Origin of the sequence: Streptomyces sp. NPDC001728 (assembly GCF_040297565.1) — a bacterium.
GTDB lineage: Bacteria > Actinomycetota > Actinomycetes > Streptomycetales > Streptomycetaceae > Streptomyces.
Genome location: NZ_JBEOZK010000001.1, coordinates 553,958 through 580,743, shown reverse-complemented (window position 1 = coordinate 580,743; position 26,786 = coordinate 553,958). Strand labels below are relative to the sequence as shown.

Sequence of the window (26,786 nt, the reverse complement as noted above, 5' to 3'; positions counted from 1 at the left end):
GGCTAGCGCCGAGACTGGAAGGACGGAGCCAATCGCAGCGAAAGCAGGCGACGGGACCATGACCCATCACGAGCACCCCGATGCCGCCCTGGTGCGCCGGGGCTACGAAGCGTTCACCCACGGCGACATGGCGACGCTGGAATCCATGATGACCGGCGACTGCACCCAGCACGTGCCCGGCGAGAGCCAGATCTCCGGACACTACAAGGGCCGCGACAACGTCATCGGCGGCTACTACCGCAAGCTCGGCGAGCTGAGCGGCGGCACCATCCGCGTCGCCCTCAAGGGCGTGTACGTGGACGGCCGCGGCCATGTCATCACCACACACCGCTTCCACGCCGACCGGGGCGACCGCGGCATCGAGATGGACGGCGGACTGTTCTTCACGCTCGTCGGCGGCAAGATCTCCGACATCGACGAATGCGTCGCCGACATCGTGGAGGCGGACTCCTTCTGGGGAACCGGCTGACAGCGCGGAGCCCCCGCCCGGGAAGGGCGGGGGCTCCGTTCCGTACGGATTCGATCCGTTGGATCAGGCCAGCAGGCCCGGGATCGTCGCCTCGTGCGCCTCGCGCAGCTCCGTGAGGGAGAGCGCGAACTCGCCCTGCACGTCGACGGCGTCACCGTCGACGACACCGATCCGGGTCGCCGGCAGGCCCCGCGCACCGCACATGTCGGTGAAGCGGAGTTCCTCGCTGCGCGGGACGGCGACGACCGCACGGCCCGCCGACTCCGAGAAGAGGAACGTGAAGGCGTCCAGGCCCTCCGGCACGACCAGCCGCGCGCCGTTCCCGCCGTGCAGGCAGGACTCGACGACCGCCTGGACGAGACCGCCGTCGGACAGGTCGTGCGCCGCGTCGATCATGCCGTCGCGGGAGGCCGAGATCAGGATCTCGCCGAGCAGCTTCTCCCGGTCGAGGTCCACGGCCGGCGGCATGCCGCCGAGGTGCTGGTGGATCACCTCGGACCAGGCCGAGCCGCCGAACTCCTCACGCGTGTCGCCGAGCAGGTAGAGGAGCTGGCCCTCTTCCGCGAAGGCGATCGGCGTGCGGCGGTTCACGTCGTCGATCACACCGAGCACGGCCACGACCGGCGTCGGGTGGATCGCCGTCTCACCGGTCTGGTTGTACAGCGACACGTTGCCGCCGGTGACCGGGGTGCCCAGCTGGAGGCAGCCGTCCGCGAGACCACGGGTGGCCTCGGCGAACTGCCACATCACGGCCGGGTCCTCGGGCGAACCGAAGTTCAGGCAGTCCGAGATGGCGAGCGGCTTGGCGCCGGAGGCGGCGACGTTGCGGTACGCCTCCGCCAGCGCGAGCTGCGCACCCGTGTACGGGTCGAGCTTGGCGTACCGGCCGTTGCCGTCGGTCGCCATGGCCACGCCGAGGTTGGTCTCCTCGTCGATACGGACCATGCCCGCGTCCTCGGGCTGCGCCAGGACCGTGTTGCCCTGCACGAACCGGTCGTACTGGTCCGTGATCCAGGACTTGGAGGCCTGGTTCGGGGAGGAGACGAGCTTCAGGACCTGGTCCTTCAGCTCGGCGCCGTTCTGCGGCCGGGGCAGCTTGCCGGCGTCGTCGGCCTGGAGCGCGTCCTGCCAGTCCGGGCGCGCGAACGGCCGGTGGTAGGTCGGGCCCTCGTGGGCGACGGAGCGCGGCGGGACGTCGACGATCTGCTCGCCGTGCCAGAAGATCTCCAGGCGCTCGCCCTCGGTCACCTCGCCGATGACGACGGCGATCACGTCCCACTTCTCGCAGATCTCCAGGAAGCGGTCGACGTGCTGCGGCTCGACGATCGCGCACATGCGCTCCTGCGACTCGCTCATGAGGATTTCCTCGGGCGAGAGCGTCGCGTCGCGCAGGTGGACCTTCTCCAGGTCGACGTGCATGCCGCCGGAGCCCGCGGAGGCCAGCTCGGAGGTGGCGCAGGAGAGCCCGGCACCGCCGAGGTCCTGGATGCCCGCGACCAGCTTCTCCTTGAAGATCTCCAGGGTGCACTCGATGAGGAGCTTCTCCTGGAAGGGGTCACCGACCTGGACGGCGGGGCGCTTGGTGGGTTTGGTGTCGTCGAAGGTCTCGGACGCGAGGACCGAGACGCCGCCGATGCCGTCACCACCCGTGCGGGCGCCGTACAGGATGACCTTGTTGCCGGGGCCGGAGGCCTTGGCGAGGTGGATGTCCTCGTGCTTCATCACGCCGATGCAGCCGGCGTTGACCAGGGGGTTGCCCTGGTAGCAGGAGTCGAAGACGACCTCGCCGCCGATGTTCGGCAGGCCGAGGCAGTTGCCGTAGCCGCCGATGCCGGCGACGACACCGGGCAGCACGCGCTTGGTGTCGGGGTGGTCGGCCGCGCCGAAGCGCAGCGGGTCGACGACCGCGACCGGGCGGGCACCCATGGCGAGGATGTCGCGGACGATGCCGCCGACGCCGGTGGCCGCGCCCTGGTAGGGCTCGATGTACGAGGGGTGGTTGTGCGACTCGACCTTGAAGGTGACCGCGTATCCCTGGCCGACGTCGACGACGCCGGCGTTCTCGCCGATGCCGACGAGCATGGCGTCGTTCTCCGGGACCTTCTCGCCGAACTGCTTCAGGTGGACCTTGCTGCTCTTGTAGGAGCAGTGCTCGGACCACATGACGGAGTACATGGCGAGCTCGGCGCCGGTGGGACGGCGGCCCAGGATCTCGCGGATGCGCGCGTACTCGTCCTCCTTGAGGCCGAGCTCCTTCCAGGGCTGCTCGCTGTCCGGCGTCTCGCTCGCGTGCTTGACGGTGTCGAGGCTCATCAGGCGTTGACCAGCTTCTTGAGGATCGAGGTGAAGAAACCGAGACCGTCCGTCTTGCCGGTGCCGATCAGCGGCTCGACGGCGTGCTCGGGGTGCGGCATGAGGCCGACCACGTTGCCCGCGGCGTTGGTGATGCCGGCGATGTCACGCAGCGAGCCGTTGGGGTTGGTGTCCAGGTAGCGGAACGCGACCCGGCCCTCGGCCTCCAGCTCGTCGAGGACACGAGCGTCGGCGACGTACCGGCCGTCCATGTTCTTGAGCGGGACCTCGATCTCCTGGCCCTGGACGTAGTCCGAGGTCCAGGCGGTCTCCGCGTTCTCCACCCGCAGCTTCTGGTCGCGGCAGATGAAGTGGAGGTGGTTGTTGCGCAGCATCGCACCCGGCAGCAGATGGGCCTCGGTGAGGATCTGGAAGCCGTTGCAGATGCCGAGGACGGGCATGCCCGCCTTGGCCTGCTCGATGATCGTCTCCATCACCGGCGAGAAGCGGGAGATGGCTCCGGCCCGCAGGTAGTCGCCGTAGGAGAAGCCGCCGGCCAGGACCACGGCGTCGACCTGCTTGAGGTCCTTGTCGCGGTGCCAGAGCGAGACGGGCTCGGCGCCCGCCAGGCGGGCGGCACGCAGCGCGTCCCGGTCGTCGAGCGTTCCGGGGAACGTGACGACGCCGATGCGTGCGGTCACGACTCCACCTTCACGACGAAGTCTTCGATCACGGTGTTGGCGAGGAAGGTTTCGGCCATCTCATGGATGCGGGCGAGGGCGGCATCGTCGACCGGCCCCTCCACCTCCAGTTCGAAACGCTTCCCCTGACGGACGTCGGCGATTCCGGCGAATCCCAGGCGGGGCAGTGCACGCTGCACCGCCTGCCCCTGAGGGTCGAGGATCTCCGGCTTGAGCATGACGTCGACTACGACGCGTGCCACTGGCACTCCCGGTGGTGTGTTGCGTGGGCGGTTCCCTCAGCGTACCTGTCTCCAAATTCTACGCGGGTAGAGATCTGAAGGATCCTCCAAAAGCCAGGCCAGAGGGCCGCTCCACCGACGAACACCGCCCATGCCCCCGCCCGAGCACACCCACGCAAAATTCGAGTGAAATATTGCGAACCTCATTGCCCCGGGACACGCTGAAACAATTGCCAGGGCTTCACAATGCGCCGCCCACCGCTGTACAAAGGAATCCAGAAGAAAGCAGCATTGTCCCGGCACAGCCGTACCGTCGACATCGCCGCACGTCAGGGGCGCCACAAGCGCCTCCTCTGCGGCATCGGCCGCAGGAAAGGACCGATATCCGTGGCTCAGCGTGTGGTGGTCACTCTCTCCGACGACATGGACGGCGGAGAAGCGGCTGAAACGGTCGCGTTCGGCCTCGACGGGAAGACGTACGAGATCGACCTGAATGCTGCCAATGCAAAGAAACTCCGCAAGGCGCTCGCGCCGTACCTCGCCGCCGGGCGCAAGCTGCCCGCCAGAGCGACGGCCGGCCGGGGCGTGGAGACCTACACCCACACCTCACTGGCACCCGACCCGGCGGCGGTCCGCGCCTGGGCCCAGTCCAACAAGATGGACGTGCCGGCCCGCGGCAGGATCCCGAAGCGGGTCTACGAGGCGTTCCGCGCGGCGAGTTGAGGCCGGGCGCGAGGCGGGCCCGGGCGGCCCGGCGGCCGGGCGGGGCAGCCGGGCGACACCGCTCCGGGGGCGGATTTGCATTCCACCCCCCATGATCGGCTAAAGTCTGGAACACGCCGAGGGGCGAGGCCGACAAGGTCCCACCTCACGCAGCGTGCGGGTGTAGTTCAGTAGTAGAACATCCCCCTTCCAGGGGGAAGGCGCAGTGTGCAATTCCTGTCACCCGCTCTGCATCGCAAGTCCGAAGCACTCCGGTGCATCAGGTAGAGTGGTGCTCGCACCGCCCGGTGAAAGCCGAGCGGCAGCAAAAATGCGGACGTGGCTCAGTTGGTAGAGCATCACCTTGCCAAGGTGAGGGTCGCGAGTTCGAATCTCGTCGTCCGCTCAGGAGTACGAAGGCCCCGGTTCTCAGGAACCGGGGCCTTCGTCGTATCCCCACACCCTTCGTCCCCACACCTTTCGTCCCCGCCGCCGCCCCATGACATTTGTCAGAAGCGGGTGATGACGGCACGCACTGCCGGACGGACTCCGCCGCCGGAAGCCTGGACACCTGACCCACGCGATCGAGGCGGAAGGCCTCCGACGCGCCTACTCCGGAGGCTTCGAGGCCGTCCGCGGCCTCACCTTCACCGTCCCGCGCGGCGAGATCTTCGCCCTGCTCGGCACCAACGGCGCCGGCAAGACCTCCACCGTCGAACTCCTCGAAGGCCTCGCCGCCCCGAGCGCCGGCCGTATGAGGAGCCGAGCAGGCCCGACCAGTGATCGGTGTTCAGGTATCGCTCTGGCGGTAGAACTTCGCCTGAAGCAGATCGGTGAAGATACCCATGGGGTCGCCCCAACCACCGTTGCTCCAGTCGCCGTTGACGTTGGTGGTGACCATCTGTTCGCCATCGCGAGAGCCGTAGGCGTAGGACCACGATCCGAAGAGCGCACCCCCCATGCCCCAGACGGTTTCCCCGCAGGGCAGTCTCACTGAGGAAACGCCGAGGCCGTAGGCGGCGCTGGGAATCCAGTCGCGGGTGGGCACGGTGGTGAACATGTCGCGTTGTTGGTCCGGTGGCAGTATCCGGCCCCCAAGCAGGGCGCGGAAGAACCGGTTGAGGTCCCCGGCGGTGGAGATCATGCCGCTGGCTGCCCAGAACATGGATGAATCGAGCTCGGTCGCGTCGTGGACCGGCGCGCCGGGGTCGGTCTGGAACAGCTTCGTGTAGTGCCGGGAGTGTGGCCCGTGGATCGTCGGGTCGCTGCCGTGCGGCAGGTACGTACCAGTCAGGCCGAGTGGGCGGGAGATCCGCTCTGTGACCTCTTCGGCAAGCGCGCGGCCGGTGGCCCGTTCGATGATCATGCCTGCGAGGACGTAGTTGGTGTTGGAATAGGCCCAGCCCGAGCCCGGTGTGAAGGTGGGTGGATGGGACATGGCGATCTGCACCAGTGACTCGGGCGGGTGTGTCTCGTAACGGTTCAGTGCTTCCTGGTCATCGGTGTAGTTGAAGATCCCGCTGGTGTGGTTGAGCAGCATCCTGATGTTCGCCCTGGCACCGTCGTGGTGATGGCCATGGACCGCCCCGGGCAGCCACTGTTCCGCGGTGTCGTCCAGGCTCAGCCTGCCTTCCGCCGCCAGTTGCAGCACGACGGTGGCCACGAACGTCTTGCTGATGCTGCCGATGCGGAACCGGTCCTGCTGTGAACGCGTGCGGCCGGTTCGGGTGTCGGCCACTCCTGCGGTCCCGAACCACTGCCGGTCGCCGTCGCAAACCTCAGCGAGAATGCCGGGGAGGCCTCCTTGAGTCACAGCTCGCCGAAGTAGGCGCTGGACCGCCTCGCAGGCCTCGGCCCCTGAAGCCGGCGCGGACTCAGATAGCGGGCCCCCTGCTTCGGCCGGTTCGGCGCCCGGTCGGCCGTTGTCCGTATGAGCGGTGTGCTGGTGCATGCAGTCCTCCTTGTCGTGCGTGACCCATGGGTGACCGCCCGGCCCCTCTCCACGGCGTGATTCACTGGCCCACCGGCTCTGAGCAAGGGGCTGGCGCCCAGCGCAGCGTGCGACGCGCCGCGCACGCCTACCGGACCCACTGCACATCACGGCGAGGGGCACGGCCGCGGGGTGAACTGGCCGCGTCAGCTGATTCCGGTGGTCACTGGTCCTGGCTGTCGAGCGTCTGCCGTACTCGGTCCGCCAGCCCGGCCTGATCGATACCGGCCAAGGCGAGAGCACGTGGCACGGTGCCGATTTGAGCCTGCAGGATCCCGAGCAGCAGATGCGCTGACCGCAGGTCCTTCTTGCGAGCGGAGGAGAAGCTCCGCTCCAGCGCGAGTCTGGCGGACGCACCCATCTGGGGCTGCTGGGAAGCGCGGCTCGGCCCGGGAAGGCCAAAGGCGGCCGGAGACACTCCAACCATGCTCAGGCTGTGCTCGAATTCTCGGTCCAGTGCCTCGCGGACAGCAGCGCGATCGAGCCCGACCGACGCCAGGAGCTGCTGAGCGGTGGACCCCTGATCGGCGGCGAGCGACAACAGAAGATGGTGCGCGTCGATCGTCCCCGACCCATCATCCTGAGCTTCGGCCATCGCCCGCACGATGACCGCATGCAGGTACTTGTCAAACGCGCTCATCGCCGCGCCTCCTCAGCTTGACTCCGGCGGCGATGAGCCGCTTGGCGTGCTTCTTGTGAACGGCTTGGCGGGTGACACCTAGCGCCTCGGAGACCTGCGGCCAGCTCCAGCCCGCCCGCATGGCCTGCTCCACAGCGGCGTCCTCCAGCTGATCGGCAAGGCGCCGCAACGCCACGACGGCCGCCAGGGCGTCAGCGGGCTCAGGGGAAGGGGAATTCTCGCCGACAGACATGCAAGCAACTGTAGTTGACTAACGAAGATAGTCAACTACAGTTGCTAATGGCTGGGGCGGAGTGCAGCGGTCCCGTCGGAGGCTCGTGATCACGGGCCTCCCCGTCGGCAACGATCGAATGAAGACAGGCATGGCGGGCGTCCAATGAACCCGGTTCTCCCGGGGCCTGTTGGCGGCTCAGATCCAATGCGGCTCGGCTCATATCGTCGACTGGGTAATCGACATGCGGTCTGGCATCCATCTTCTCGAACGTCGGTCAACGTCTCGGTGAAGGCTGCTGAAGCCTCTGGCCCCGAACATGGTTCTCTGACTAAAGTCAGAGAATGGACACGGTGCAGATCGACCAGGTGCGGCAGTTCAACCGCACCGTCACCGAACGTGTGGGCGTGCTCCACGACCACTACCTAGGCCGCGACCGGCCCATCGGTGAAGCCCGGCTGCTCTGGGAGATCGGTGAGGAGGGCCAGGACGTGCGGCAACTGCGCGAGCACCTCGCGCTCGACTCCGGGTACGTCAGCCGGCTGCTGCGCTCCCTGGAAGCCGACGGCCTGGTGACGGTGGAGCCGCAGCCCCGGGACAGGAGGGTGCGCACCATCCGGCTCACCGATGCGGGCCGCGCGGAGCGCGCGGTGCTCGACGGCCGCAGCGACGAGCTGGCCAGCTCTCTCCTGGAGCCGCTCAACACGGCCCAGCGCGCCCGGCTGACCGCCGCCATGGCCGAGGTCGAACGGTTGCTGACCGCTGCGACGGTCACGCTGGACGCCGTTGACCCAGACCACCCCGACGCCCAGCACTGCCTGCGGTCCTACTTCGCCGAGATTCAGGCACGCTTTGAGACCGGCTTCGACCCCGCGCGGAGCCTGCTGCCCGACGCGGGCGAACTCCGGCCACCGCGCGGCCTGTTCCTGGTTGCCCGGCTGCACGGCGAGCCCGTCGGCTGCGCCGGCCTGAAGCTGCCCCCCGGCGCCCCGGCCGAGATCAAACGCATGTGGGTCGCGCCCCGCACCCGGGGCCTCGGTCTCGGCCGCCGGTTCCTGACCGAGCTGGAGACTCAAGCCGCCCAGCAAGGCTGCGAGGTACTCCGCCTGGACACCAACAAGGCGCTCACCGCGGCGATTGGTCTCTACCACTCCAGCGGCTTCCAGGAGGTCGCTGCCTTCAACGACGAGCCATATGCCCACCACTGGTTCGAGAAGCGGATCAGCACACCACCGTTCGGAGATTGATCACAACCGAATGCGCTCCCTAGTGCCGAGGAGCTCCCCGGACCCACTCACTCTGGTCCCACCCCCTTGATCAGTGGTCCACCGGGAGTGAAGCTGCGAAGGATGTCGAAATCTCGGGAGGCACAGTGAAGCTGGGTACGGTGGCGATCACGGGCGCGGCAGGGAACATCGGTTCCGTGGTGCGGGAGGCACTGCGGCGTGAGGCGGCGCGGTTGATCCTGCTCGACCGCGCACCGCTGCGGCCGGAAGCCGAGAACGAGGATGTCCGCACCGTCGACCTGTCGGACGCGACCGCCGTGGAGTCGGCGCTTGCTGGGGCCGACCGCGTTCTCCACCTGGGTGGTGTCCCGGACGAGGCGCCTCTTCGTGACCTGCTCGAAGTCAACGTGCTCGGCACCCATCACGTCCTGGAGGCGGCGCGGCGCGCGGGGATCGAGCGGGTGGTGCTGGCGAGCAGCAACCGCGTGACTGGCTTCTATGCTGCGGGGCATCACACCGGTCCGCACGAACCGGTACGCCCCGACGGCCTCTACGGGGTGAGCAAGGTGGCCGTCGAGGCCCTCGGGCAGCTGTACGCCGACAAGTTCGGCCTGTCCGTGATTTGCCTGCGCATCGGCAGCTTCGAGCACAGGCCCACTGGGCGCCGGCACCTGGCGACCTGGCTGAGCCCGCGCGACGCCATCGGATACATACGGGCCGCGCTGACCGCCCCGCCGTCCACTCGCTTTGCCACGGTGTACGCCGTCTCCGCCAACACCCGCCGCTTCTGGGAACTCCCCGACCCGACGGTACTGGCATACACCCCCATCGACGACGCCGAACTCCACGCAAGGGACATCCCCGGGACAGATCTCCCAACCGACCCGGCTGCACCCCAGGCCGGTCCCTACGCGCTGCCTGAGTTCACTCTCAAGCACCTCAGGCGCTGACTGACACTGCCATCGCCGCGGTGAGCACTGGACGCACCACCCCTGAGGAACGACGAGCAGAAGTGGGGATCTTCAAGAAGCGCCAACATCCTGGCCTGGGGATCTTCGGGATCAGGTGACTGTCGTCTGCGTCGTGGGGCCGGGTGGCGGTCACGCGCGGACGCGGGGTAGGGCTGCCGCGGTGGCGCGCTCCAGAACGCGGTACACCGTGGCTCGGCTGACGGAGAACAGTTCGGCAAGGTCGGCGATGGAGTGCTCGCCGGTGGCGTGCTGCTCGACCAGGTGCGCCCGCTGGCGGCTGAGCAGCCCCGCCCGTCGCCTGCCCGCCCGTCGCCTGCCCTTCCGTACACGGCTCCTCGCGCTCGGGCGGGCCGAGCTGACCTGCTCGGCCGCAACCGCACCGCGCTCGTCGGCGCCCTCCTCGTCGGCGTGTACCGCAACCTGGTCGCCGCCCTCGTCGCCCGCCGCGAGTCCGTTGGTGACGGCCGGCAGCGCCGATCCCGCGCGGCGCTCGTCCCCTTCCTCACCGGCCACTGCCTGATCCTCCGTGCCCGGACCATCGCCCTCCACCAGGCGCTGATCGCCGCAGTCCTCCTGGCCCCGGTGCCGCTCACCGGCCTGGGCCTCGCCCAGAGCGTCGTCGGCGTCGTCTTCGAGCTGCGCGAGACCCGCGACGTACAGGCCAGGCTCGCGGTCGCCGAGGAACGGCTGCGCTTCGGCCGGGACCCGCACGACATCCTCGGCCGGAACCTGTCCGTGATCGCCCTCAAGAGCGAGCTCGCCGTCCAGGTCGCCCGGCGCGAACGCCCGGAGGCCGTCGCCCAGATGATCGAGGTCCAGCGGATCGCCCGGGAGTCCCAGCGGGAGGTGCGGTACGTCGTACGCGGCTACCGCGAGGCGGATCTGCGGGTGGAGCTGAAGGGCGCGTGCGGGGCACTGGGCGCGGCCGGGATCGACTGCGCGGTGGAGTCGCGGGGCCGGGGCCGACCTGCCCGCCGAGGTCCGGTCGGCGCTCGGGTGGGTGGTCCGGGAGGCCACGACGAACGTACTGCGGCACGGGACGCGCGGCGCTGTGCGATCGCCCTGCGCGAGGAGGGGGAGGAGGAGACGGTGCTGCTGACGGTGGAGAACGACGGGGCGGGGGGGTGCGTCGGAGGTGGGCGGTGTGTCCGGGGCGGGCGGTGCGCCGGGGACCGGTGGTGCCTCGGAGCTGGTGGCCCGTCCGGGCCTGGTGGTGCGCCCGGAGCCGGTGGCCCGTCCGGGCCTGGTGGTGCGCCCGGAGCTGGTCGCCCGTCCGGGCCTGGTGGTGCCTCGGAGCTGGTGGCCCGTCCGGGCCTGGTGGTGCGCCCGGAGCTGGTCGCCCGTCCGGGCCTGGTGGTGCGCCCGGTTCCGGGCTCGCCGGGCTTCGGGAGCGGCTCGCGGCCGTCGGCGGGACGTTGGAGGCCGGGCCCGGCGGCGGGGGACGTTCCGGGTGACGGCCCGGGTCCCCCCCGTCCCGTAGAGCTCGTACGTCCCCTGCGGAGGTGGCCCGATGACCGCTCCCGCACCCGCACGCCTCCGCGTGCTGCTCGCCGATGACGAGCATCTGATCCGGGGCGCGCTCGCCGCCCTGCTCGGCCTTGAGGACGATCCCGTGGTCGTCGCCGAGGCCGCGACCGGGCCCGAGGCGCTCGCCATGGCCCTCGCGCACCGCCCCGACGTCGCCGTGCTCGATCTGCAGATGCCGGGCGGGGACGGTGTGAGGGTCGCCACAGCGCTGCGGGACGAACTGCCCGGCTGCCGGACCATGATCGTGACCGGTCACGGCCGCCCCGGGCACCTCAAGCGGGCCCTCGCGGCCGGCGCCCGCGGCTTCGCGCCGAAGACCGTCAGCGCCCAGCGGCTCGCCGAGATCATCCGTGCGGTACACGCCGGAAACCGTTATGTGGAAACGGAGTTGGCGGCCGACGCCATCGCCGCCGGGGACTCCCCGCTGACCGCCAGGGAGGCCGAGGCGCTCGAACTCTGCGCCGACGGGGCACCCGTCGCGGAGATCGCCCGGCGCGCCTCCCTCTCCCCCGGAACCGTCCGGAACTACCTCTCGTCGGCCGCCGCGAAACTCGGTGCGGAGAACCGGCACACGGCAGTGCGTCTCGCACAGGCGAAAGGTTGGGTATAGTTGGCTCCGCGCTACGGCGCATGCGGACGTGGCTCAGTTGGTAGAGCATCACCTTGCCAAGGTGAGGGTCGCGAGTTCGAATCTCGTCGTCCGCTCCATGAAGAAGCCCCCGGTCGAATCGACCGGGGGCTTTCTCGTACCCCTACGGGTGGCCCCGACACCGGCCACCGACGCGTACGCCGGGGGCCGGGGCCAGGACGAGGGCTCAGAAGCTGCCGGACCAGGCTTTGCCGGTCAGCAGCTCGTACGCCTCCAGGTACTTGGCGCGCGTGGCGTCCACGATGTCCTGCGGGAGCGGGGGCGGGGGCTGCTCGCTCTTGCGGTCCCAGCCGGAGGCCGGGGAGGTCAGCCAGTTCCGGACGAACTGCTTGTCGTACGAGGGCTGGGCGCGGCCCGGCTGCCACTGGTCGGCCGGCCAGAAGCGCGAGGAGTCCGGGGTGAGGACCTCGTCGGCGAGGATCAGCGTCTCCCCGTCGAAGCCGAACTCGAACTTGGTGTCCGCGAGGATGATCCCCCGGTCACGGGCGATGTCCCGGGCCCTGCCGTACACGGCGAGGGTCGTCTGCCGCAGCAGCGCGGCGGTCTCGGCGCCGACCTGGCGGGCGACCTCCTCATAGGAGACGTTCTCGTCGTGGTCGCCGACGGCGGCCTTCGTCGCCGGGGTGAAGATCGGGGCGGGCAGCTCGGAGCCGTCGCTGAGCCCCTCGGGGAGCGCGAGGCCGCACACCGTACGGGACTCGTCGTACTCCAGGAGCCCGGAGCCGGTGAGGTAGCCGCGGGCCACGCACTCGACGGGGACCATGTCCAGCGACCTGCAGACCGTGGTGCGGCCCGCCCAGTCGGCGGGGGCGCCGGCCGGCAGCTCGGTCGAGAGGACGTGGTGCGGGACCAGGTCCGAGAGCTGGTCGAACCACCACAGGGAGAGCTGGGTGAGGACCCGGCCCTTGTCGGGGATCTCGGTGGGCAGCACCCAGTCGAACGCGGACATGCGGTCGCTCGCCACCATCACGAGGTCACCGGCCTCGTCGCGGTACAGGTCGCGCACCTTGCCCGTGTGGAGATGGGTCAGGCCCGGGACCTGGACGGGCTCGGGCTTTTCTACGAATCCGGACACGGTTCCTCCGCGTAGGTTGATCCAGGAGCGTGTCCGATTCTCTCGCACATCCGGGCGACCCCCGCCGCCAGGCCCTGTGACCCCCCGCTCAGTCCCTCTTGCAGATCCGGTCGAGGAGGTTCGCGGTGGCGCGCTGGACCCGGGCGTCGACATGGCCGGGCCGGTCCAGCGCCGGCGACCAGGCGAAGGTGCCGGACGCGAAGACCCACGCTCCGGACGGGGCCCGGTAGAGCGAGGTCTCCTGGTGGCGCAGCGCCCCCTCGCCGTCCTGGTAGGGCGAGTGCGCGAGCAGGATACGACCCTGGTGCTCGGGGAGCGCCGTACGCGGGAAGTAGCGGTCGGCCTCGCCCGCCACCAGGCCCGGCAGCTCGTCGCCGTCGCCGGCCCCGGTGGCCTCCCAGAGCCAGTGGTCGGCGTTCCGTACGACCAGCGGGTGGGGTTCGGGCACCCGGCCCGCGTACTGGATGCCGAGGAGCTGCTGCTCGGGGCGGTCGACCTCGCGCCAGAGCGCGGGGCGGCCGGGGCCGCGCCGCTTGCGGCAGGTGAGCAGCCGGTCCGGCACCCCGGACGGCGAGGGGCCCAGCTCGACCTGCCAGTACATGGTGTTCGCGGAGAGGAAGACCAGCGAGGTGCCCTGGTCGCGGGCGAGCTCGGCGGTCCGCCGCATCGGCGCCGACCAGTACTCGTCGTGCCCGGGGAAGACCAGGCCCCGGTAGCGGCTGGGGTCGACCCGGCCCGCGTGCAGGTCGCGCGTCTCGGCGTACGCCAGGTCGTAGCCGTAGCGCTCGGCCCAGCGGATGAAGTCGTAGGCGTGCCCGACGTGCAGCGGCAGCCCCGCGCCCGCGTACGGGCGGTCGAAGGAGACCGTGACGGCCGCCTCCTCCTCGCCGAGCAGCCTGCCCTCCTCGTCCCACGCGTGGTACAGGCTCGCGCCGGTGTGGCCGTCCTCCGGATAGAGGTTGTACGCCTGCCAGGTCACGTCCGGGAGGACCAGGAGCAGATCGGCGGGATGGTCGTCGCGGACCGTGAAGGGGATGTGCGAGCGGTGGCCGTCGGCGGTGGTGAGCACGGCGACGTACGCCCCGATCGACCAGTAGGACGGGACCTGCAGCCGCCAGGACTGCCACCAGTGGTGGCACGAGACCGTGCGGTCGGCGGTGAGCGGGGCGGGCTGGACGATCCCGGAGAGACGCGGGCTCGTGGTGATCTTCGCGGCGCCGTCGCCGCCGTAGTGGCCGATCCGGTAGACGTCGACCGAGAACTGCTGCGGCGGGTCCACCGTGATGTGGAAGTCGATCGACTCGCCCGGTGAAACGGCGCCGACGGACGCGAAGCCCTTGATCTGGCGCCGGACGTCGTCGGCCGTACGCGGGCCTCCGCAGCCGCCCCTGGCCAGGATCTCGTCCGCGTACCAGGGGACCATCTGGCCGGTGTCGTCGAAGTAGTTCTCGGAACCGCGCAGCCAGGGCAGCGGGCCCTGGCCGAAGGGATCGGTGACGGCGTGCGCGAGCGCGCCCGACTCCCACCGCCTGATCTGGTCAGCCCCCATGCTGCGCCCCTCCCTCGACTCCCCCGGGTCGGTGATCGGCTCGTGGCTGGTCGATGCCGCTGGTCCGTGCCTCTGTCAGTGACGGTCTCCAGCACATCACATAACGCACGCACTCCGTCACCGTTCGTCGTGAATTGACGAGAGTGGAACTCGGGGCTCCGGGAGGGGCGGGGCGCGAGCGGGCTCGCGTGGGGCAGGAGACGGGCTCGCGTGGGGCAGGGGTGCGCTCTCGTGGTCCCGGTCGCGCTCAGACCAGACGTACGGGCTTCTCCGGGCGGACGCCCGTACGCGCCAGCCAGAGGCGCAGCGGCTCCGGATCGCCGTCCTCGACGAGGGCGAGGACCCGGGGGCCGAGGTCGGCCGCCCGCTCGCCGCCGACCAGGAGGGCGGGCCCGTCGAGCCAGTCGAGGCCGGGGACGGCCTCGGCGGTGTCCACGGCCGCGCAGCAGACCATCGCGGTCACATGGTCGGCGAGCAGGTCGCGGCCACTGCGGGGCGGCTGGAGCGGGAACAGCGGCAGGGGCCCGTCGGGGCCGCTGACCACGGGGGGCGGGGTGCCGGTCCGGTCGTCGCTCCCGGCGCTCCGGGGGGCCGCTTCCGCGGCGGCCGAGGCCGTGGCCGCGGTGGCGCCGGCGGCCACGCGGGCCTCCCGGGCGGCCTCCTCTCGGGCGAGGAGGACACTCAGCGCGGCGGCGAGCGCTTCGGCGGCGGGATTGACGGGCTCGTCGTCGGTGCCGTCACCGATGCCGGTTTCGTGGAGGTGGGTGGCGCCGTCGGCGGTGACGCCGGGGTCGTCAGAGCCCGGACCGCCGGAGTCCAGGCCGACCGTCTCGTCCGCCTCCGCCTCCGGCACCCCGTCGCCCGTCGGCTTCCCCGGAGTCGTGGACAGGTGGGCGATCACCCTGGTCAGCGTCGGGCCGCCGGCAGCCGTCGGCTTCGCGGCCGGGGAGTCGGCGACGCCCAGCCCGTCGAGGACCTCGTGGAGCCGGGCCGCGTCGGTACGCCACTTCCGGTCGACGACCTCCTCCGGGTACTGGCTCCACTCCACCGGAGACCAGTCGGGGCCGGGTTCGGCCGGGCCGCCGTGGAAGAGGCGGGCGGCGAGCAGGGAGGTGGCCTCGTCGACCGCGCCCGGCTCCTCCAGCAGGTCACAGGCCGGGCGCTCGCTGAGCCGGGACGAGAATCCGTCCGCGAGCCGGTCCCGGCGGGACAGTTCGGTCAGGGCGGAGACCACGCCCGCGTCGAGCTTGGCGGGCCAGCGGCCCATCCGCCAGGCGGGCAGCGCGACCCGGGTCAGGAGGCGGTCCCAGCCCGCGTACGCGAGGCCGACCTGCTCCTGGGCGACGATCCGCACGCCGTAGTCCACGGCCTGGGCGCGCTCCGAGCCGGCGGCGGCGACCCCGCGCTCCATCTCGGCGGCGTGCCCGCGGCAGGCGCGGAGCAGGACGCGGGCGACCTGCCCGACACCACGCGCGCCGAGCCGGCGGACGGGGTCGAGGCCGGGGTCGCCGGGGACGGCCACGGCGGCGTCCAGACCTCGGACGAAGCGGCGGGCGGCGGCTATGTCGGGGTGTGCGGCGGGGCCCGTACCGGCGACGACGGGAGCGAGGACGGCCCGCAGCTCGCCCACGCGCATCCACCACAGGAAGGGCGAACCTATGACGAGGACGGGGGGGCCGTCTGAGCTGCCGCCCGCCCCACCGGACGGCGCGCGCAGCGCGTGGGGGGACCGGTGCGCCCGGTGGGTGCGGTCCTCCAGCCAGCTGTCGCAGTCCGGGGTCAGGGCTATGGCGGCGGGGGCGGGGACGTCGAGCCGGTCGGCGAGGTCCCGGACGAGCCGGTAGAGGTCGGGCGCGGCGGATTCGGAGAGCTCCACCGTCGGTGTCGCGGCCGGGCGGGCCCGTACGACGACGAGGGCGACGGCCATGGCGGCGACCAGGACGAGGACCGCGAGGACGGTCACCACCCACCGCGCCGTGTCCCAGCCGGCGCCCGTGAAGTGGCCGGTGACCCCGCCCGCGTACAGCACGACGGCGACGGCGGCGGGGAGGACCGCGAGGCCCAGCGCCCTGCCGCGGACCCTGAGGACCGCGAGGGCCTGGGAGTGCGCGGCGCGCGCACCCCACTCCTCGCCGACAACGGAACCGGTACCGGACACGCCGTACATCACCCCCTCCTGCCCACGTCGGGACTGCCTGTGGCGGTGTTGCTCACTCCCCCACTGTGGCACCCGCCACTGACATCGCAATGCCGGTGGGCCAAGTGCCGGAACGCCTTCGCCGCACCCTAGTTGGGGCTGTGGCGGGCGTCATCCGTATGGCCGTGCCGTCACTCGATGGAATGGCTTTGGGTAAAGGTGATGGCGCTCAGGCGGCCGTACGGTGCACTGCTTCTCCACCGCACGGCCACAAGAGGAACCCGGAGCTTCCGGGTGATACCGGCCCGGATCAGGCCTCGGCGGCCTTCCGCGCGATGTCCGTGCGGTGCTGCGAACCGTCAAGGCGGATGCGGCCGACCGCCGCGTAGGCACGCTCGCGGGCCTCCGCCAGGTCCGTACCGACGGCGGTGACCGAGAGGACGCGGCCACCGGCGCTCACGATCGCGTCGCCGTCCCGCTTCGTACCGGCGTGGAGCACGTACGCGTGCGGCGCGTCCTGCTCGGCGATCTCACCCAGACCCTCGATCGGGTCCCCGGTGCGCGGGGTGTCCGGGTAGTTGTGGGAGGCGACGACCACGGTCACGGCGGCCTCGTCGCTCCAGCTCAGCGGAGCCTGGTCGTCCAGGGTGCCGTTGGCCGAGTTCAGCAGGACGCCCGCGAGCGGGGTGCGGAGCCGGGCCAGGACGACCTGGGTCTCGGGGTCGCCGAAGCGGGCGTTGAACTCGATGACCCGCACACCGCGGCCGGTGATGGCCAGACCCGCGTACAGCAGGCCCGAGAACGGCGTGCCACGGCGGCGCAGCTCGTCCACGGTCGGCTGGAGGACGGTCTCCAGGACCTCGTCGACCAGCTTCGGATCGGCCCAGGGCAGCGGCGAGTAGGCGCCCATGCCGCCGGTGTTCGGGCCCTCGTCGCCGTCGAGCGCGCGCTTGAAGTCCTGCGCGGGCCGGAGCGGGAGGACGGTGGTGCCGTCGGTGATCGCGAAGAGCGAGACCTCGGGGCCGTCGAGGTACTCCTCGATGACCACCCGGTCGCACGCGAGCGCGTGGGCCCGGGCCACGGCGAGGTCGTCGGTGACGACGACACCCTTGCCGGCGGCGAGGCCGTCGTCCTTCACCACGTACGGAGCGCCGAAGGCGTCGAGCGCCTCGTCGATCTCCTCGGGGGTCGTGCAGACGTAGCTGCGGGCGGTGGGCACCCCGGCGCCGGCCATGACGTCCTTGGCGAACGCCTTGGAGCCCTCCAGCTGCGCCGCTTCACGCGACGGGCCGAAGGCGGGGATGCCGGCCGCGCGGACGGCGTCGGCGACACCGGCGACGAGCGGGGCCTCCGGGCCGACGACGACCAGGTCGGCGCCGAGCCCGGTGGCGAGGCGCGCGACGGCCTCGCCGTCCAGCTGGTCGACGGGGTGCAGCTCGGCGACCTCCGCGATTCCGGCGTTGCCGGGCGCGCAGTGCAGAGCGGTGACGTCGGGATCGAGGGAGAGAGAGCGGCACAGGGCGTGTTCGCGGGCGCCGCCGCCGATGACGAGGACCTTCACGCCTGCCAGAGTAGCCCGCTGGCCGGGATGCCCCTTGTGCGGGCCACCGAGCGAGACGCCCCTACTCGTTCGTGTATTCCTCCACAACCGTGGCTCCGAGCTCGCGCACGATCAGGTCGTGCCCGGAGAGCGCCGAGTCGACGAGGTCGGGGTCGTCCTCCTCGGGCACGTCGTCCTCGGGCGCCACGGGCGGCGCGTACGCGGGCGCGGAGTCCTGCGCCGGCGGGGGCGGCGGGGAGAACGCGGGCCCGGCCTGCGCCTGCGGCGGCTGCACGGGGGCGGGCGGCGGGGCCTGCTGGAACGCCGGAGCGGCGGCCTGCGGGCGGCCGAAGCCGCCGGTTCCGCCCGAGCCGCCGAAGCCGGTGGCCGCCGGCGGGGGCGCGGCACCGCCCGAGGGGTCGATGATCGCCTCGACCTTCCAGTTCACGTTGAACTGTTCGGCGAGGGCCTGCTTGAGGACATCCTCGCTGCCGCTGCTCGCGAAGTTGTCGCGGGCGCCGGCATTGAGGAAGCCGAGCTGGAGGGTCGTCCCGTCGAAGCCGGCCACCTGCGCGTTCTGGCTGAGCAGGATCCAGGTGAAGCGGCGGCGGTTCTTGACGGCGTCGAGGATCTGCGGCCAGAGGTTGCGCACCTGGGCGGTGTCGCCACCGCCGCCACCGCCGCCGCCGGTGGGTACGGGGGCCGGGGCCTGCGGTGCGGACGGCTGCGGAGCCGGTACGGAAGCGGGGGCGGCGGGCGCGGACGCACCGGGCCAGGCGCCGGGCGCGCCACCACCGGGAGTGGCGGCACCGGGCCAGGCGCCGGGGCGGGGGGCGGCGGGGGCGGACGGCTGCGTCTGCGCGGGGGGTACCGCTTCGGACGGGGCCGGGGCCGGGGCGTGGGCGGGTACTGAGGGGGCTACGGGTGCCGGGGTGTGGGTGGGTGCCGGGGCGGGTGCAGCCCGCGACGGTGCCGGGGCGTGGGACGGCGGAAGCGGCGGCGGGGCCATCGGCGTGTGGGCGTCGGGCCCGGGGACGTACCCCAGCGCGGGGCCGGGCGCGGTCGCGGGCGGCCCGGCGGTGAACACCGGCGCCTGGGCGGCGGCCGGAGCGGCGGCGGCTCCGCGCTCGAGACGGTCCAGGCGGGCCTGGACCGAACGCTCGTCGTCGAAGGCGGCGGGCAGCAGCACGCGCGCGCAGATCAGCTCCAGCTGGAGCCGGGGCGAGGTGGCGCCCCGCATCTCGGTCAGACCGGTGTTGACGAGATCGGCGGCGCGGCTCAGCTCGGCGGCACCGAACACGGACGCCTGGGCCTGCATCCGCTCGATCACGTCGACCGGGGCGTCGATGAGCCCCTTCTCGGCGGCGTCGGGAACGGCGGCCAGGATCACCAGGTCGCGGAGCCGCTCCAGGAGGTCGGCGACGAACCGGCGGGGGTCGTTGCCGCCCTCGATGACGGTGTCGACGACCTCGAAGGCGGCGGCGCCGTCCCCGGCCGCGAACGCGTCCACGACCGCGTCGAGCAGCGTCCCGTCCGTGTAGCCGAGCAGCGAGGTGGCCATGGCGTAGGTCACGCCGTCGTCGGCGGCGCCGGCCAGGAGCTGGTCCATGACGGACATCGAGTCACGCACGGACCCGGCACCGGCGCGCACGACCAGCGGCAGCACCCCTTCCGCGACGGGGATGCCCTCGCGCCCGCAGACCTCGCCCAGGTACTCCCGCAGGGTGCCGGGGGGCACGAGCCGGAAGGGGTAGTGGTGGGTCCGGGACCGGATGGTGCCGATGACCTTCTCGGGCTCGGTCGTGGCGAAGATGAACTTCAGGTGCTCCGGCGGCTCCTCGACCACCTTCAGCAGGGCGTTGAAGCCCGCCGAGGTGACCATGTGGGCCTCGTCGATGATGTAGATCTTGTAGCGGCTGGACGCGGGCCCGAAGAAGGCCTTCTCGCGCAGGTCACGGGCGTCGTCCACACCACCGTGGGAAGCGGCGTCGATCTCGATGACGTCGATCGACCCCGGCCCGTTGCGCGCGAGGTCCCGGCAGGACTGGCACTCCCCGCACGGCGTGGGCGTGGGCCCCTGCTCACAGTTCAGACACCGCGCGAGAATGCGCGCACTGGTCGTCTTGCCGCACCCACGGGGCCCGCTGAACAGGTACGCGTGATTGACCCGGTTGTTCCGCAGGGCCTGCTGCAACGGGTCGGTGACATGCTCCTGCCCGATGACCTCGGCGAAGGACTCGGGACGATAGCGGCGGTAGAGCGCGAGAGACGACACATGTACGAGGTTATAGGCGCCCACCGACAACCCGGGAAAAACGACCGGGGGCGGGGGGTGCGGGGCGGCTGCCGCTCGCTGCATCCGGGGGCCGCCCGTAGGGGTCCGACCCGTACCCGTACGGGCACGGGGGGAGCCGAGATCCGGGTCCGCGCCCGGGAACGCAAGCGCCCCCCACGCACCTGCCAGAGCCGACCTACCCTTGCTGCCTTCCGGCCCTGGGGGAGTTCAGTCAGATAGCACCGCGTGAGGGGCTCCGCCCAGCGTACCCGATCCCGAACCCGGCTCGACCCGCTCCCCCCACCTGGAACACCTCGCGGACCCCTCCTCCGATCGAGTTCGCGAGCACCCCCCGAGGTCATGTAATGTTCGCGGCGGAGGATTCGCCTAGAGGCCTAGGGCGCACGCTTGGAAAGCGTGTTGGGGGCAACCCCTCACGAGTTCGAATCTCGTATCCTCCGCCATTGCTCTCACCGGGCAATTCGTCGAAGGGACCCACCGTTCGCGGTGGGGCCCTTCTTCGTGTGTGGTCGCGGTTCCCGGGAACCCGAGCCGTCCATGTCAGAGCTGCCGCCCGGTCCGCACGGTCCACCACGCGAAGGACCGTGCCGCACACTCCGGTCCACCGTCGATGACGCTTTTCCCCCGGGGTCGCGTCCGGTGGAGCCGTAGGATCGCCAAGGCTGCTGTCGCCGCGAAGAGATCGCCAGGAAGCGTGTACGTGCTTCGGAGGCCGCTTCGCTGCTGATGTCGGGGAGGGGACAGTGCAGGGGACACGGATTGATGGCCGCTATCAGCTGATCGATCTCGTTGGCGCAGGCGGCATGGGCCAGGTCTGGCGTGCGTACGACGAGCGCTTGGGCCGGGAAGTCGCGGTCAAGACGCTGACAGCCGGTGGGAACGAATCCGACCCCCGCGCAATCGCCCGGTTCGATCGTGAGGCCCGAGTGGTCGCGCGCCTCAACAGCCAGCACATCGTGACTCTGCATGACCTCGGCTCAACCGAAGTGGACGGGCGTTCACTGCTCTTCCTCGTCATGGAGATGATCGGCGGGCTGCCACTCGACCAGATCATCAAGCAGAGGCTGCCGTCCCTCGACGATGTGACCAGTTGGGGCGGTCACGTGTGCGACGGGCTCGCGACAGCACACTGGGCAGGAGTGCTGCATCGTGACATCAAGCCCGCCAACATCATGATCACGACCGGTGGCGTCGCCAAGATCCTGGACTTCGGGATCGCCGCCTTCCTGGACACCGCGTCGCCCCACACAACGCTGACAGCCGCCGGGACGCCCATCGGAACCCCGGCCTACATGTCTCCGGAACAGGCCCATGCGGTTCCGGTGGACCACCGAAGCGACCTGTACTCCCTGGGCTGTGTCCTCTACGCCCTGGTTACCGGTCAGCCGCCGTTCTCAGCGGCCAATGACATCGCGTTGCTCGTCAAGCACGTCACTGAGACTCCCCTGGCACCCGGGCACCGTCGCTTGGGCCTTCCCAGCGGGTGGGACGAGCTGATTCTCGCGAGGAGAAGCACCCCTCAGACCGGCCGCAGAGTGCGGTGGAAGTGGCGGATCGCCTGCGTGGCATGAGCGCTCCCCGCTCAGGTCCGTCGGCGGGTACAGCCATCCGGAAGCTGGCCCAGCGCCTCTGGCGATCATCTGCGCCGATGCGGATCCCGCCCTATCCCGCATCGCCCCCACCTGTCCCCCAACGGCAGCCGTTCGATCCGGCGAGTCTCGCCGCAGCGGCTGCCGCCGAACTCGATGGGGCCTTGCTCTCCGGCCCGCCTCCCTCGCCTCCCTCGCCTCTGAACGACGGCGTCAAGCCGGACGAGCTGGACGGGGTGCTCGCGGTGATCCGCAGCGAGACGTGAGCGAGTGACCGATGCGCCCCGGCTCTCGCTCTGACCGGGCATGAAGAAGGGGCGAGGAATGATTCCTCCGCCCACTCGTCCAGCTGCTGCAGTGGCGGAGGATACGAGATTCGAACACGTGAGAGCGTGCCCCCGAACACGCTCTCGCCGGGCAAGTCGTTGAAGGGCCCCACCGTTCGCGGTCGGGCCCTTCGACGTTTCCCGTCTCGATTCCTTCGGCTACACGGGACAGGGACGGTACTCGAGGCTGAGCGCACGGTCGACGGCGTAGCTGGTGCGCATCGACGCGTCGATCACCTGAGGCCAGGACCCGTACTTGGCGTAGAGCTGGTCGGCGGTGGGGCCGAGCGGGTTGCCGTACTTGGCGATGTTCCGCTCCTCCAGGATGCGGACCTCCTCAGGGCTCATGCCGGCGCGGGTGATCTCCTTCGCCTGGTTCCGCATGTCGACGAGCTCGCGGGCGATCTCCTCGTCGGAGGCGCCCGCCTCGCGCATGGCCGCCTCCGTCCGGTGCATGTCCTCCAGCAGCCCGTGGTAGCGCATCCGGGTCCGCTGGGCCTCGACCTTCTCGTCCATCGGCAGGACGCGGATGCGGCACACGACGGGGTCGGTGCTGGGGCAGGGGTCGTCGGCGGCGACGGGCGGGGCGAGCGGGGCGGTGATGACCGAACCGCACGCTTCGACGGCACCGGCGACGGAGGCCCCGCCGGTACCGAGCAGGGCGACGGTGGCAACGAGGGGAACGAGGGCACGCCTCAGTCGGGAAGAGGAAGAACGCATGCGCGCAACCTTGTCGACGCCACCGCACCCCTTCACGCAGGCGCACCGCTGATCACTCCTACGAGGCGATCGGGCAGCCCGCGCGCACGCCAGGAGGGCACATTCACCGGATCGGGGGGTCCTGGGAGGGAGGGACGTTACTGCGGTATCCGGTGTGTAGTGATGCCGATACTTTCTGTGATGACCAGTCGGCACGACCAAACAGGGGTTATCGATGAGGAAGTTGGCTACGGCGGTGGTGGCCGCGGGGCTGTTCTTCGGGGGGATGGGGGTGGCGATGGCGGACTCGTCCTGGCATGAGCTGAAGATGTCCACGACCGGCGCCGCGTTCTCCGGTGGGTACAAGTGGGAGCCCAAACTCCAGAACCACGGTGGGTTCCACGTACAGGGATACCTGTCGGACGGCGACCACGCGGACGGCCACAACACCTACCTTCGCGCAAAGGTGGAGGGCTACGGCTGGAATCGCGTCAAGGGTGCCCAGAGGAAGACCGTCACCGTCGACAAGATCTTCTTCGACGGCGCAGTTCTGCAGACCAACCACGCGGAGATCCAAGTGTGCCGCGACCGCGGCTCGCTGCGTCCGGACAACTGCTCGGGACTTCGGAAGTTCCGGCGCTAACAGTCAACGGCTGAGGGAGCCGCTGCCCCAGCGGCTCCCTCCCTTAAGGAGTGCGCACCACGATGGATGTCATCCTCCGCGCCGAGGGCGTGGATCTCTTCTACGGCACCGAGCAGGCTGTCAGCGGTGCCGAGTTCACGCTCAAGCGCGGTGAAGTGGCCGCCATCATGGGCAGCAGCGGGTCGGGGAAGTCGTCGCTGCTGTACTGCCTCGCGGGGGTGCTGCCCCCGTCGAACGGGACCGTGACCTTCGACGGAGTTCAGCTCTCCACCCTCCCCGACGGGGAGTTGAGCGCCCTGCGCCGTACGCGGCTCGGGTTCGTCTTCCAGTACGGAGAACTCCTCCCGGAGTTGACCGTCGAGGAGAACGCGGCGCTTCCCCTCCGGCTCGCCGGAATCAGCAAGGATCACGCCCATGTGATGGCCGCCCATGTGTTGCGGCGGCTCGGAATGGGTGAGCTGTTGCGGCGCAGGACCTCGAAGTTGTCGGGTGGCCAGAGTCAGCGCGTCGCGGTTGCGCGGGCTCTGGTCCACCGGCCGGACGTGGTGTTCGCGGACGAGCCGACCGGGGCACTCGACAGCGCCAACGCGGCCGTCGTACTGAAGGAGTTCCTCTGGCTGGCGCGGAGCCAGAAGACTGCCGTGATCATGGTGACGCACGACGCCGAGGTCGCCGAGAAGGCCGATACGCAGTACACGATGTCGGACGGTGTACTGGCTCAGCGGGTGGCGGTGTGAGCCCGTTCCTCCTCGGACTTCGCCTGCTCTGGGGCAGTGGCCGCCGGGGGCGCGTTCGCTTTCTGCTGATGACGCTCGGCTCCGCCCTCGGCGTGGCATGCCTTGCCGCCGTCCTCACCATTCCCACGATCATCGCCGCGCACGATGCCCGTACGACGAGCCGCGCGGTGAACCCGGGCTACAACAAGAATGTCGTCTACCAGGAGTTCCTTGATCCTTACGGCTCACAGCCCCTGCGGCGGGTCTTCTTCGGTCGCGTCGGTACCGGCCCCGCGCCGGTCCCTCCTGGGATCGAGCGACTCCCGCGGACGGGTGAAGCCATTGTTTCGCCGAAGCTGGCGGAAATCCTGGCGGCCAATCCGAATGCTGCGGGGCTTGTGCCGGGCCGTGTGATCGGGACGATCGCGCCGGCGGGGTTGGGTGGGCCGGAGGAGCTGTACGCCTACATCGGCATCGATCACGCCAAGCTTCCGGAAGGAAGAGAACTCGGCGATTTCGGCTCCCCGTACGTACGGGGAGAGCTTATCGACTCCTCCACCCTTGACATTCTGCGGTTTACGCTCGGTTGCATCGTGCTGCTCCCCCTCATTATCTTTCTTTCCGTCTGCGCACGACTTTCCGGGGAATCTCGAGCCCGTCGCCTTGCCGCCCTACGCCTCATCGGGCTCAGCGTGAAGGACACCCTCCGAGTCAATGCTGGTGAAAGCGTTGTCGCCGCGTCGATCGGGGCCGCGCTCGGAGTCGTGGGGTATCTCGGAGTCAACGAACTCTCCGCCCGAGTCGGATTGCCTGGGCTGCACTGGTTTCCATCAGATGGGCGCCCGGAGGCAACGACCCTTGCCGCGTGCCTAGTGGGATGCCCGGCACTCGCGTGGGCTGTCAGCCAGTTCAGCGCGAAGCAGGCCGCACTGTCGCCGATCAGTGTGCGCCGCACCGGGGAACGCAAGCCTCCAAGAAAGTTCGGAACGCTGCTCCTCATTCCCGGGCTGGGGATCATCGGCGGCTACTGTGCGCTCAGCGTGCTGGGAAGAGACCCCTCTGGAGGGTCTGCGAGCTCGCTGCTGGTACCCGGTGCCGTTCTACTGACCGGGGCCGGACTCGTTTTCGGATTGGCGCCGATCACGGCATCGCTGGCGCGGCGATTTGCCGGAGCAGCGAAGTCGTTGCCCGTGGCATTGGCGATGCGGCGCACTGAGGTTGATCCGGGTTCCTCACTACGGGTGGTCACCGGCCTTGTGCTGCTGGTATTCGGTGCGTCTTTGACCCAGGGAGTGCTGGTCGAACTGGACCAGGTCAGTCGCCGAACAACCCCCGTACAGGAATACGCCATCAAGCTGGACGAGTTGAGCCATACCCAGAGGAAACAACTCACAGACATCCGAGGCATTCGGACAGATCTGATGACGTACGACTCGTGGATCCCGCTGGACGGCACCATGCCGAAGTCCGTCAGCCTGGTTGTCGCTACCTGCTCCCAACTGATCGCAACTACGAAGTGGACAGAGGACTGTGTAGAGGGCCAATCCATGCAGTTACACGATGCCAACTCCGCGTTCCGGGAAGACCCTCAACCGGGTGATCGGTTCCCGTTCGAAACACGCGGCAAAGGAAGGACTATTCTTACCGTTCCCCACGACCGCATCCACATGACCGCATACCAGCCTTCCGCCATCACCACGGGCGCCATCCTCGTCCCTCCCTCGCTCCTCCCCGCCAACCTCGACGATTCCGCCGGCACCCTCACCCTCGTCAGTGACGCCGACCCCGCCACGATCCGCTCCGTTCTCGACGGCATCGGGGCCATCGCCCCCACCGCCTCCGTCGAGCCTGTCGGGATCGTCATCGACTCGCTCGCCCAGCTCGCCGTCATCCGCAGTCTGCTTGCCGTCGGCATGGTTCTCGGGCTTGTCATCGGTGTTGCCGCTTTCGTCGTGTCCGTGGCCGATCGGGCCATGGAGCGGCGTGGGCAGGTTGCCGCGCTCGTGTTGTTGGGGGCTCGGGCCGGGACACTGCGGGTGGTGCAGGTCGTGCAGGTGTTGTTGCCGCTCGTCGTGGGGCTCGGGGCCGCCATCGTCGCCGGGTGGCTTGCCGAGTCCAGTTACCTGATCACCGGTGGCGGCGCCGTGCACTGGGACTGGGACGGGCTGCCCCTGCTTCTTCTCTGCGCCCTGGGCGTATTGCTCGCCGCCGGTCTCGCCTCCCTGCCCATGGTGCGGCGTCATGTCGATCCCGAGCAGATCCGGCGGGACTGATCCCCTCTCCCGCGATGAGTTTTCCCTTCGGCCCCGGTCATACCCTCAGTCGCACAGTTACTGATCACCGAGGAGATGACCATGGCCGAGAACGTCGTCAAGGGCCCCGCCAGCTACTTCCCCTCCATCGAGAAGAAGTACGGGCGCCCGGTCTCCGAGTGGCAGGAGCTCATCCGTTCCTCGCCGCTCACCAAGCACCTGGAGCTCGTCTCCTGGCTCAAGGCCGAGCACGGGCTGGGCCACGGGCACGCCAACGCTCTCGTCGCCCACACCCTCGCCGAGGGCAAGTAGCCCTCCTGCGACGTGCGCGCCGATCGGCTTCCCGACCCGTAAGGGATCATGGA

Annotated in this window: 23 protein-coding genes, 4 tRNA genes, 1 other RNA gene and 2 pseudogenes; 16 read left to right on the top strand and 14 right to left on the bottom strand. The window is 70.2% G+C overall.

Annotated elements, in window-relative coordinates:
- The first annotated feature begins 58 nt into the window (after positions 1-58).
- Positions 59-469: a nuclear transport factor 2 family protein gene (locus ABT154_RS02680; RefSeq protein ID WP_351851883.1), complete on the top strand. Its 411-nt coding sequence runs from the start codon at positions 59-61 to the stop codon at positions 467-469.
- A 63-nt stretch (positions 470-532) separates the two neighbouring features.
- Here the strand turns inward: ABT154_RS02680 and purL are convergent, their stop codons facing one another.
- From purL to purS, 3 genes are read right to left on the bottom strand one after another with little or no spacing between them, the layout of a single operon-like run.
- Entirely contained in the window at positions 533-2,782 is a 2,250-nt protein-coding gene (gene purL, locus ABT154_RS02675; RefSeq protein WP_351851880.1) for a phosphoribosylformylglycinamidine synthase subunit PurL, read from the bottom strand.
- Positions 2,782-3,462, bottom strand: coding sequence for a phosphoribosylformylglycinamidine synthase subunit PurQ (gene purQ, locus ABT154_RS02670; RefSeq protein WP_351851878.1), 681 nt, complete (start codon positions 3,460-3,462; stop codon positions 2,782-2,784). Before purQ ends, purL begins: the two co-directional genes overlap by 1 nt.
- Positions 3,459-3,704 carry a phosphoribosylformylglycinamidine synthase subunit PurS gene (purS, locus tag ABT154_RS02665; RefSeq protein ID WP_015035032.1) on the bottom strand — a complete coding sequence of 82 codons (246 nt, stop codon included), beginning with the start codon at positions 3,702-3,704 and terminating at the stop codon, positions 3,459-3,461. Before purS ends, purQ begins: the two co-directional genes overlap by 4 nt.
- Before the next feature lie 366 nt (positions 3,705-4,070).
- On the opposite strand from purS, the gene ABT154_RS02660 reads away from it, so the two are divergent.
- From ABT154_RS02660 to ABT154_RS33885, 4 genes and pseudogenes are all read left to right on the top strand, one after another.
- A complete protein-coding gene (locus tag ABT154_RS02660) occupies positions 4,071-4,406 on the top strand; it encodes a histone-like nucleoid-structuring protein Lsr2 (RefSeq protein ID WP_351851874.1) in 336 nt (111 codons plus the stop codon).
- Between the two features lie 156 nt (positions 4,407-4,562).
- Positions 4,563-4,634 (top strand) — tRNA-Gly (locus tag ABT154_RS02655).
- Between the two features lie 84 nt (positions 4,635-4,718).
- A tRNA-Gly gene (locus ABT154_RS02650) sits at positions 4,719-4,791 on the top strand.
- A 165-nt stretch (positions 4,792-4,956) separates the two neighbouring features.
- A pseudogene (locus ABT154_RS33885) lies at positions 4,957-5,145 on the top strand (ATP-binding cassette domain-containing protein); the annotation flags it as partial.
- 30 nt (positions 5,146-5,175) lie between these two features.
- On the opposite strand, the gene ABT154_RS02640 reads toward ABT154_RS33885, so the two are convergent.
- The 3 genes from ABT154_RS02640 to ABT154_RS02630 form a co-directional block, all read right to left on the bottom strand.
- On the bottom strand, positions 5,176-6,336 hold the full coding sequence (locus tag ABT154_RS02640) for a serine hydrolase domain-containing protein (RefSeq protein WP_502969420.1): 1,161 nt from the start codon (positions 6,334-6,336) through the stop codon (positions 5,176-5,178).
- Positions 6,337-6,538: 202 nt separating this feature from the next.
- Complete coding sequence (locus ABT154_RS02635) at positions 6,539-7,015, bottom strand: Clp protease N-terminal domain-containing protein (protein ID WP_351851872.1); 477 nt, start codon at positions 7,013-7,015, stop codon at positions 6,539-6,541.
- On the bottom strand, positions 7,002-7,247 hold the full coding sequence (locus ABT154_RS02630; RefSeq protein WP_351851869.1) for a hypothetical protein: 246 nt from the start codon (positions 7,245-7,247) through the stop codon (positions 7,002-7,004). The genes ABT154_RS02635 and ABT154_RS02630 overlap by 14 nt, the downstream gene beginning before the upstream one ends.
- Before the next feature lie 323 nt (positions 7,248-7,570).
- Here ABT154_RS02630 and ABT154_RS02625 point away from each other — a divergent pair, with 323 nt between their 5' ends.
- Both ABT154_RS02625 and ABT154_RS02620 read left to right on the top strand, forming a co-directional pair.
- Complete coding sequence (locus ABT154_RS02625; RefSeq protein ID WP_351851866.1) at positions 7,571-8,473, top strand: bifunctional helix-turn-helix transcriptional regulator/GNAT family N-acetyltransferase; 903 nt, start codon at positions 7,571-7,573, stop codon at positions 8,471-8,473.
- A gap of 125 nt (positions 8,474-8,598) precedes the next feature.
- Positions 8,599-9,402 carry an NAD-dependent epimerase/dehydratase family protein gene (locus ABT154_RS02620; protein WP_351851863.1) on the top strand — a complete coding sequence of 268 codons (804 nt, stop codon included), beginning with the start codon at positions 8,599-8,601 and terminating at the stop codon, positions 9,400-9,402.
- A gap of 150 nt (positions 9,403-9,552) precedes the next feature.
- Here ABT154_RS02620 and ABT154_RS02615 read toward each other — a convergent pair whose 3' ends face one another.
- Positions 9,553-9,936 (bottom strand): helix-turn-helix domain-containing protein, encoded by a 384-nt coding sequence (locus ABT154_RS02615; RefSeq protein WP_351851860.1) that lies wholly within the window; start codon positions 9,934-9,936, stop codon positions 9,553-9,555.
- Between the two features lie 135 nt (positions 9,937-10,071).
- Between ABT154_RS02615 and ABT154_RS33880 the strand changes: the two are divergent.
- The 3 genes and pseudogenes from ABT154_RS33880 to ABT154_RS02600 form a co-directional block, all read left to right on the top strand.
- Positions 10,072-10,903: pseudogene (locus ABT154_RS33880) on the top strand (histidine kinase); the annotation flags it as partial.
- A gap of 30 nt (positions 10,904-10,933) precedes the next feature.
- Positions 10,934-11,560 carry a response regulator gene (locus ABT154_RS02605; protein WP_351851857.1) on the top strand — a complete coding sequence of 209 codons (627 nt, stop codon included), beginning with the start codon at positions 10,934-10,936 and terminating at the stop codon, positions 11,558-11,560.
- A gap of 22 nt (positions 11,561-11,582) precedes the next feature.
- Positions 11,583-11,658: transfer RNA gene (locus ABT154_RS02600), tRNA-Gly, on the top strand.
- Positions 11,659-11,765: 107 nt separating this feature from the next.
- Here ABT154_RS02600 and ABT154_RS02595 read toward each other — a convergent pair.
- The 6 genes from ABT154_RS02595 to ffs form a co-directional block, all read right to left on the bottom strand.
- Positions 11,766-12,674, bottom strand: a complete 909-nt coding sequence (locus ABT154_RS02595; protein ID WP_351851854.1) for a phosphoribosylaminoimidazolesuccinocarboxamide synthase — start codon at positions 12,672-12,674, stop codon at positions 11,766-11,768.
- A gap of 88 nt (positions 12,675-12,762) precedes the next feature.
- A complete protein-coding gene (locus tag ABT154_RS02590) occupies positions 12,763-14,223 on the bottom strand; it encodes a N,N-dimethylformamidase beta subunit family domain-containing protein (protein ID WP_351851851.1) in 1,461 nt (486 codons plus the stop codon).
- Positions 14,224-14,470: 247 nt separating this feature from the next.
- The gene (locus ABT154_RS02585) at positions 14,471-16,390 is read right to left on the bottom strand and encodes a M48 family metalloprotease (protein ID WP_351851848.1); all 1,920 of its coding nucleotides are present in this window, start codon (positions 16,388-16,390) and stop codon (positions 14,471-14,473) included.
- Positions 16,391-16,670: 280 nt separating this feature from the next.
- Positions 16,671-17,921, bottom strand: a complete 1,251-nt coding sequence (purD, locus tag ABT154_RS02580; RefSeq protein WP_351851846.1) for a phosphoribosylamine--glycine ligase — start codon at positions 17,919-17,921, stop codon at positions 16,671-16,673.
- A 61-nt stretch (positions 17,922-17,982) separates the two neighbouring features.
- Entirely contained in the window at positions 17,983-20,175 is a 2,193-nt protein-coding gene (locus ABT154_RS02575) for a DNA polymerase III subunit gamma and tau (protein WP_351851843.1), read from the bottom strand.
- Between the two features lie 160 nt (positions 20,176-20,335).
- Positions 20,336-20,434, bottom strand: an RNA gene (ffs, locus tag ABT154_RS02570) — signal recognition particle sRNA small type.
- 117 nt (positions 20,435-20,551) lie between these two features.
- Between ffs and ABT154_RS02565 the strand changes: the two genes are divergently transcribed.
- Positions 20,552-20,639, top strand: a tRNA-Ser gene (locus ABT154_RS02565).
- Positions 20,640-20,939: 300 nt separating this feature from the next.
- Positions 20,940-21,767, top strand: coding sequence for a serine/threonine-protein kinase (locus ABT154_RS02560; protein ID WP_351851841.1), 828 nt, complete (start codon positions 20,940-20,942; stop codon positions 21,765-21,767).
- 503 nt (positions 21,768-22,270) lie between these two features.
- On the opposite strand, the gene ABT154_RS02555 is transcribed toward ABT154_RS02560, so the two are convergent.
- Positions 22,271-22,831, bottom strand: a complete 561-nt coding sequence (locus ABT154_RS02555; RefSeq protein ID WP_351851838.1) for a hypothetical protein — start codon at positions 22,829-22,831, stop codon at positions 22,271-22,273.
- A gap of 214 nt (positions 22,832-23,045) precedes the next feature.
- On the opposite strand from ABT154_RS02555, the gene ABT154_RS02550 reads away from it, so the two are divergent.
- The 4 genes from ABT154_RS02550 (at position 23,046) to ABT154_RS02535 (ending at position 26,733) form a co-directional block, all read left to right on the top strand.
- Positions 23,046-23,453, top strand: coding sequence for a hypothetical protein (locus tag ABT154_RS02550; protein WP_351851836.1), 408 nt, complete (start codon positions 23,046-23,048; stop codon positions 23,451-23,453).
- Positions 23,454-23,515: 62 nt separating this feature from the next.
- Positions 23,516-24,190 (top strand): ABC transporter ATP-binding protein, encoded by a 675-nt coding sequence (locus tag ABT154_RS02545; protein ID WP_351851834.1) that lies wholly within the window; start codon positions 23,516-23,518, stop codon positions 24,188-24,190.
- Positions 24,187-26,442 carry an FtsX-like permease family protein gene (locus ABT154_RS02540; protein WP_351851831.1) on the top strand — a complete coding sequence of 752 codons (2,256 nt, stop codon included), beginning with the start codon at positions 24,187-24,189 and terminating at the stop codon, positions 26,440-26,442. The genes ABT154_RS02545 and ABT154_RS02540 overlap by 4 nt, the downstream gene beginning before the upstream one ends.
- 81 nt (positions 26,443-26,523) lie before the next feature.
- Positions 26,524-26,733 (top strand): DUF4287 domain-containing protein, encoded by a 210-nt coding sequence (locus tag ABT154_RS02535; RefSeq protein WP_351851828.1) that lies wholly within the window; start codon positions 26,524-26,526, stop codon positions 26,731-26,733.
- Positions 26,734-26,786: the final 53 nt, after the last annotated feature.

Bases quoted from the DNA above. Each gene is read 5' to 3' on its own strand.
- ABT154_RS02535 (WP_351851828.1), top strand. From the start codon at position 26,524: ATGGCCGAGAACGTCGTCAAGGGCCCCGCCAGCTACTTCCCCTCCATC.
- ABT154_RS02625 (WP_351851866.1), top strand. From the start codon at position 7,571: ATGGACACGGTGCAGATCGACCAGGTGCGGCAGTTCAACCGCACCGTC.
- ABT154_RS02635 (WP_351851872.1), bottom strand. From the start codon at position 7,015: ATGAGCGCGTTTGACAAGTACCTGCATGCGGTCATCGTGCGGGCGATG.
- ABT154_RS02555 (WP_351851838.1), bottom strand. From the start codon at position 22,831: ATGCGTTCTTCCTCTTCCCGACTGAGGCGTGCCCTCGTTCCCCTCGTT.
- ABT154_RS02545 (WP_351851834.1), top strand. From the start codon at position 23,516: ATGGATGTCATCCTCCGCGCCGAGGGCGTGGATCTCTTCTACGGCACC.
- ABT154_RS02590 (WP_351851851.1), bottom strand. From the start codon at position 14,223: ATGGGGGCTGACCAGATCAGGCGGTGGGAGTCGGGCGCGCTCGCGCAC.
- ABT154_RS02550 (WP_351851836.1), top strand. From the start codon at position 23,046: ATGAGGAAGTTGGCTACGGCGGTGGTGGCCGCGGGGCTGTTCTTCGGG.
- ABT154_RS02585 (WP_351851848.1), bottom strand. From the start codon at position 16,390: ATGTACGGCGTGTCCGGTACCGGTTCCGTTGTCGGCGAGGAGTGGGGT.
- ABT154_RS02680 (WP_351851883.1), top strand. From the start codon at position 59: ATGACCCATCACGAGCACCCCGATGCCGCCCTGGTGCGCCGGGGCTAC.
- ABT154_RS02640 (WP_502969420.1), bottom strand. From the start codon at position 6,336: ATGCACCAGCACACCGCTCATACGGACAACGGCCGACCGGGCGCCGAA.
- ABT154_RS02630 (WP_351851869.1), bottom strand. From the start codon at position 7,247: ATGTCTGTCGGCGAGAATTCCCCTTCCCCTGAGCCCGCTGACGCCCTG.
- purL (WP_351851880.1), bottom strand. From the start codon at position 2,782: ATGAGCCTCGACACCGTCAAGCACGCGAGCGAGACGCCGGACAGCGAG.
- ABT154_RS02605 (WP_351851857.1), top strand. From the start codon at position 10,934: ATGACCGCTCCCGCACCCGCACGCCTCCGCGTGCTGCTCGCCGATGAC.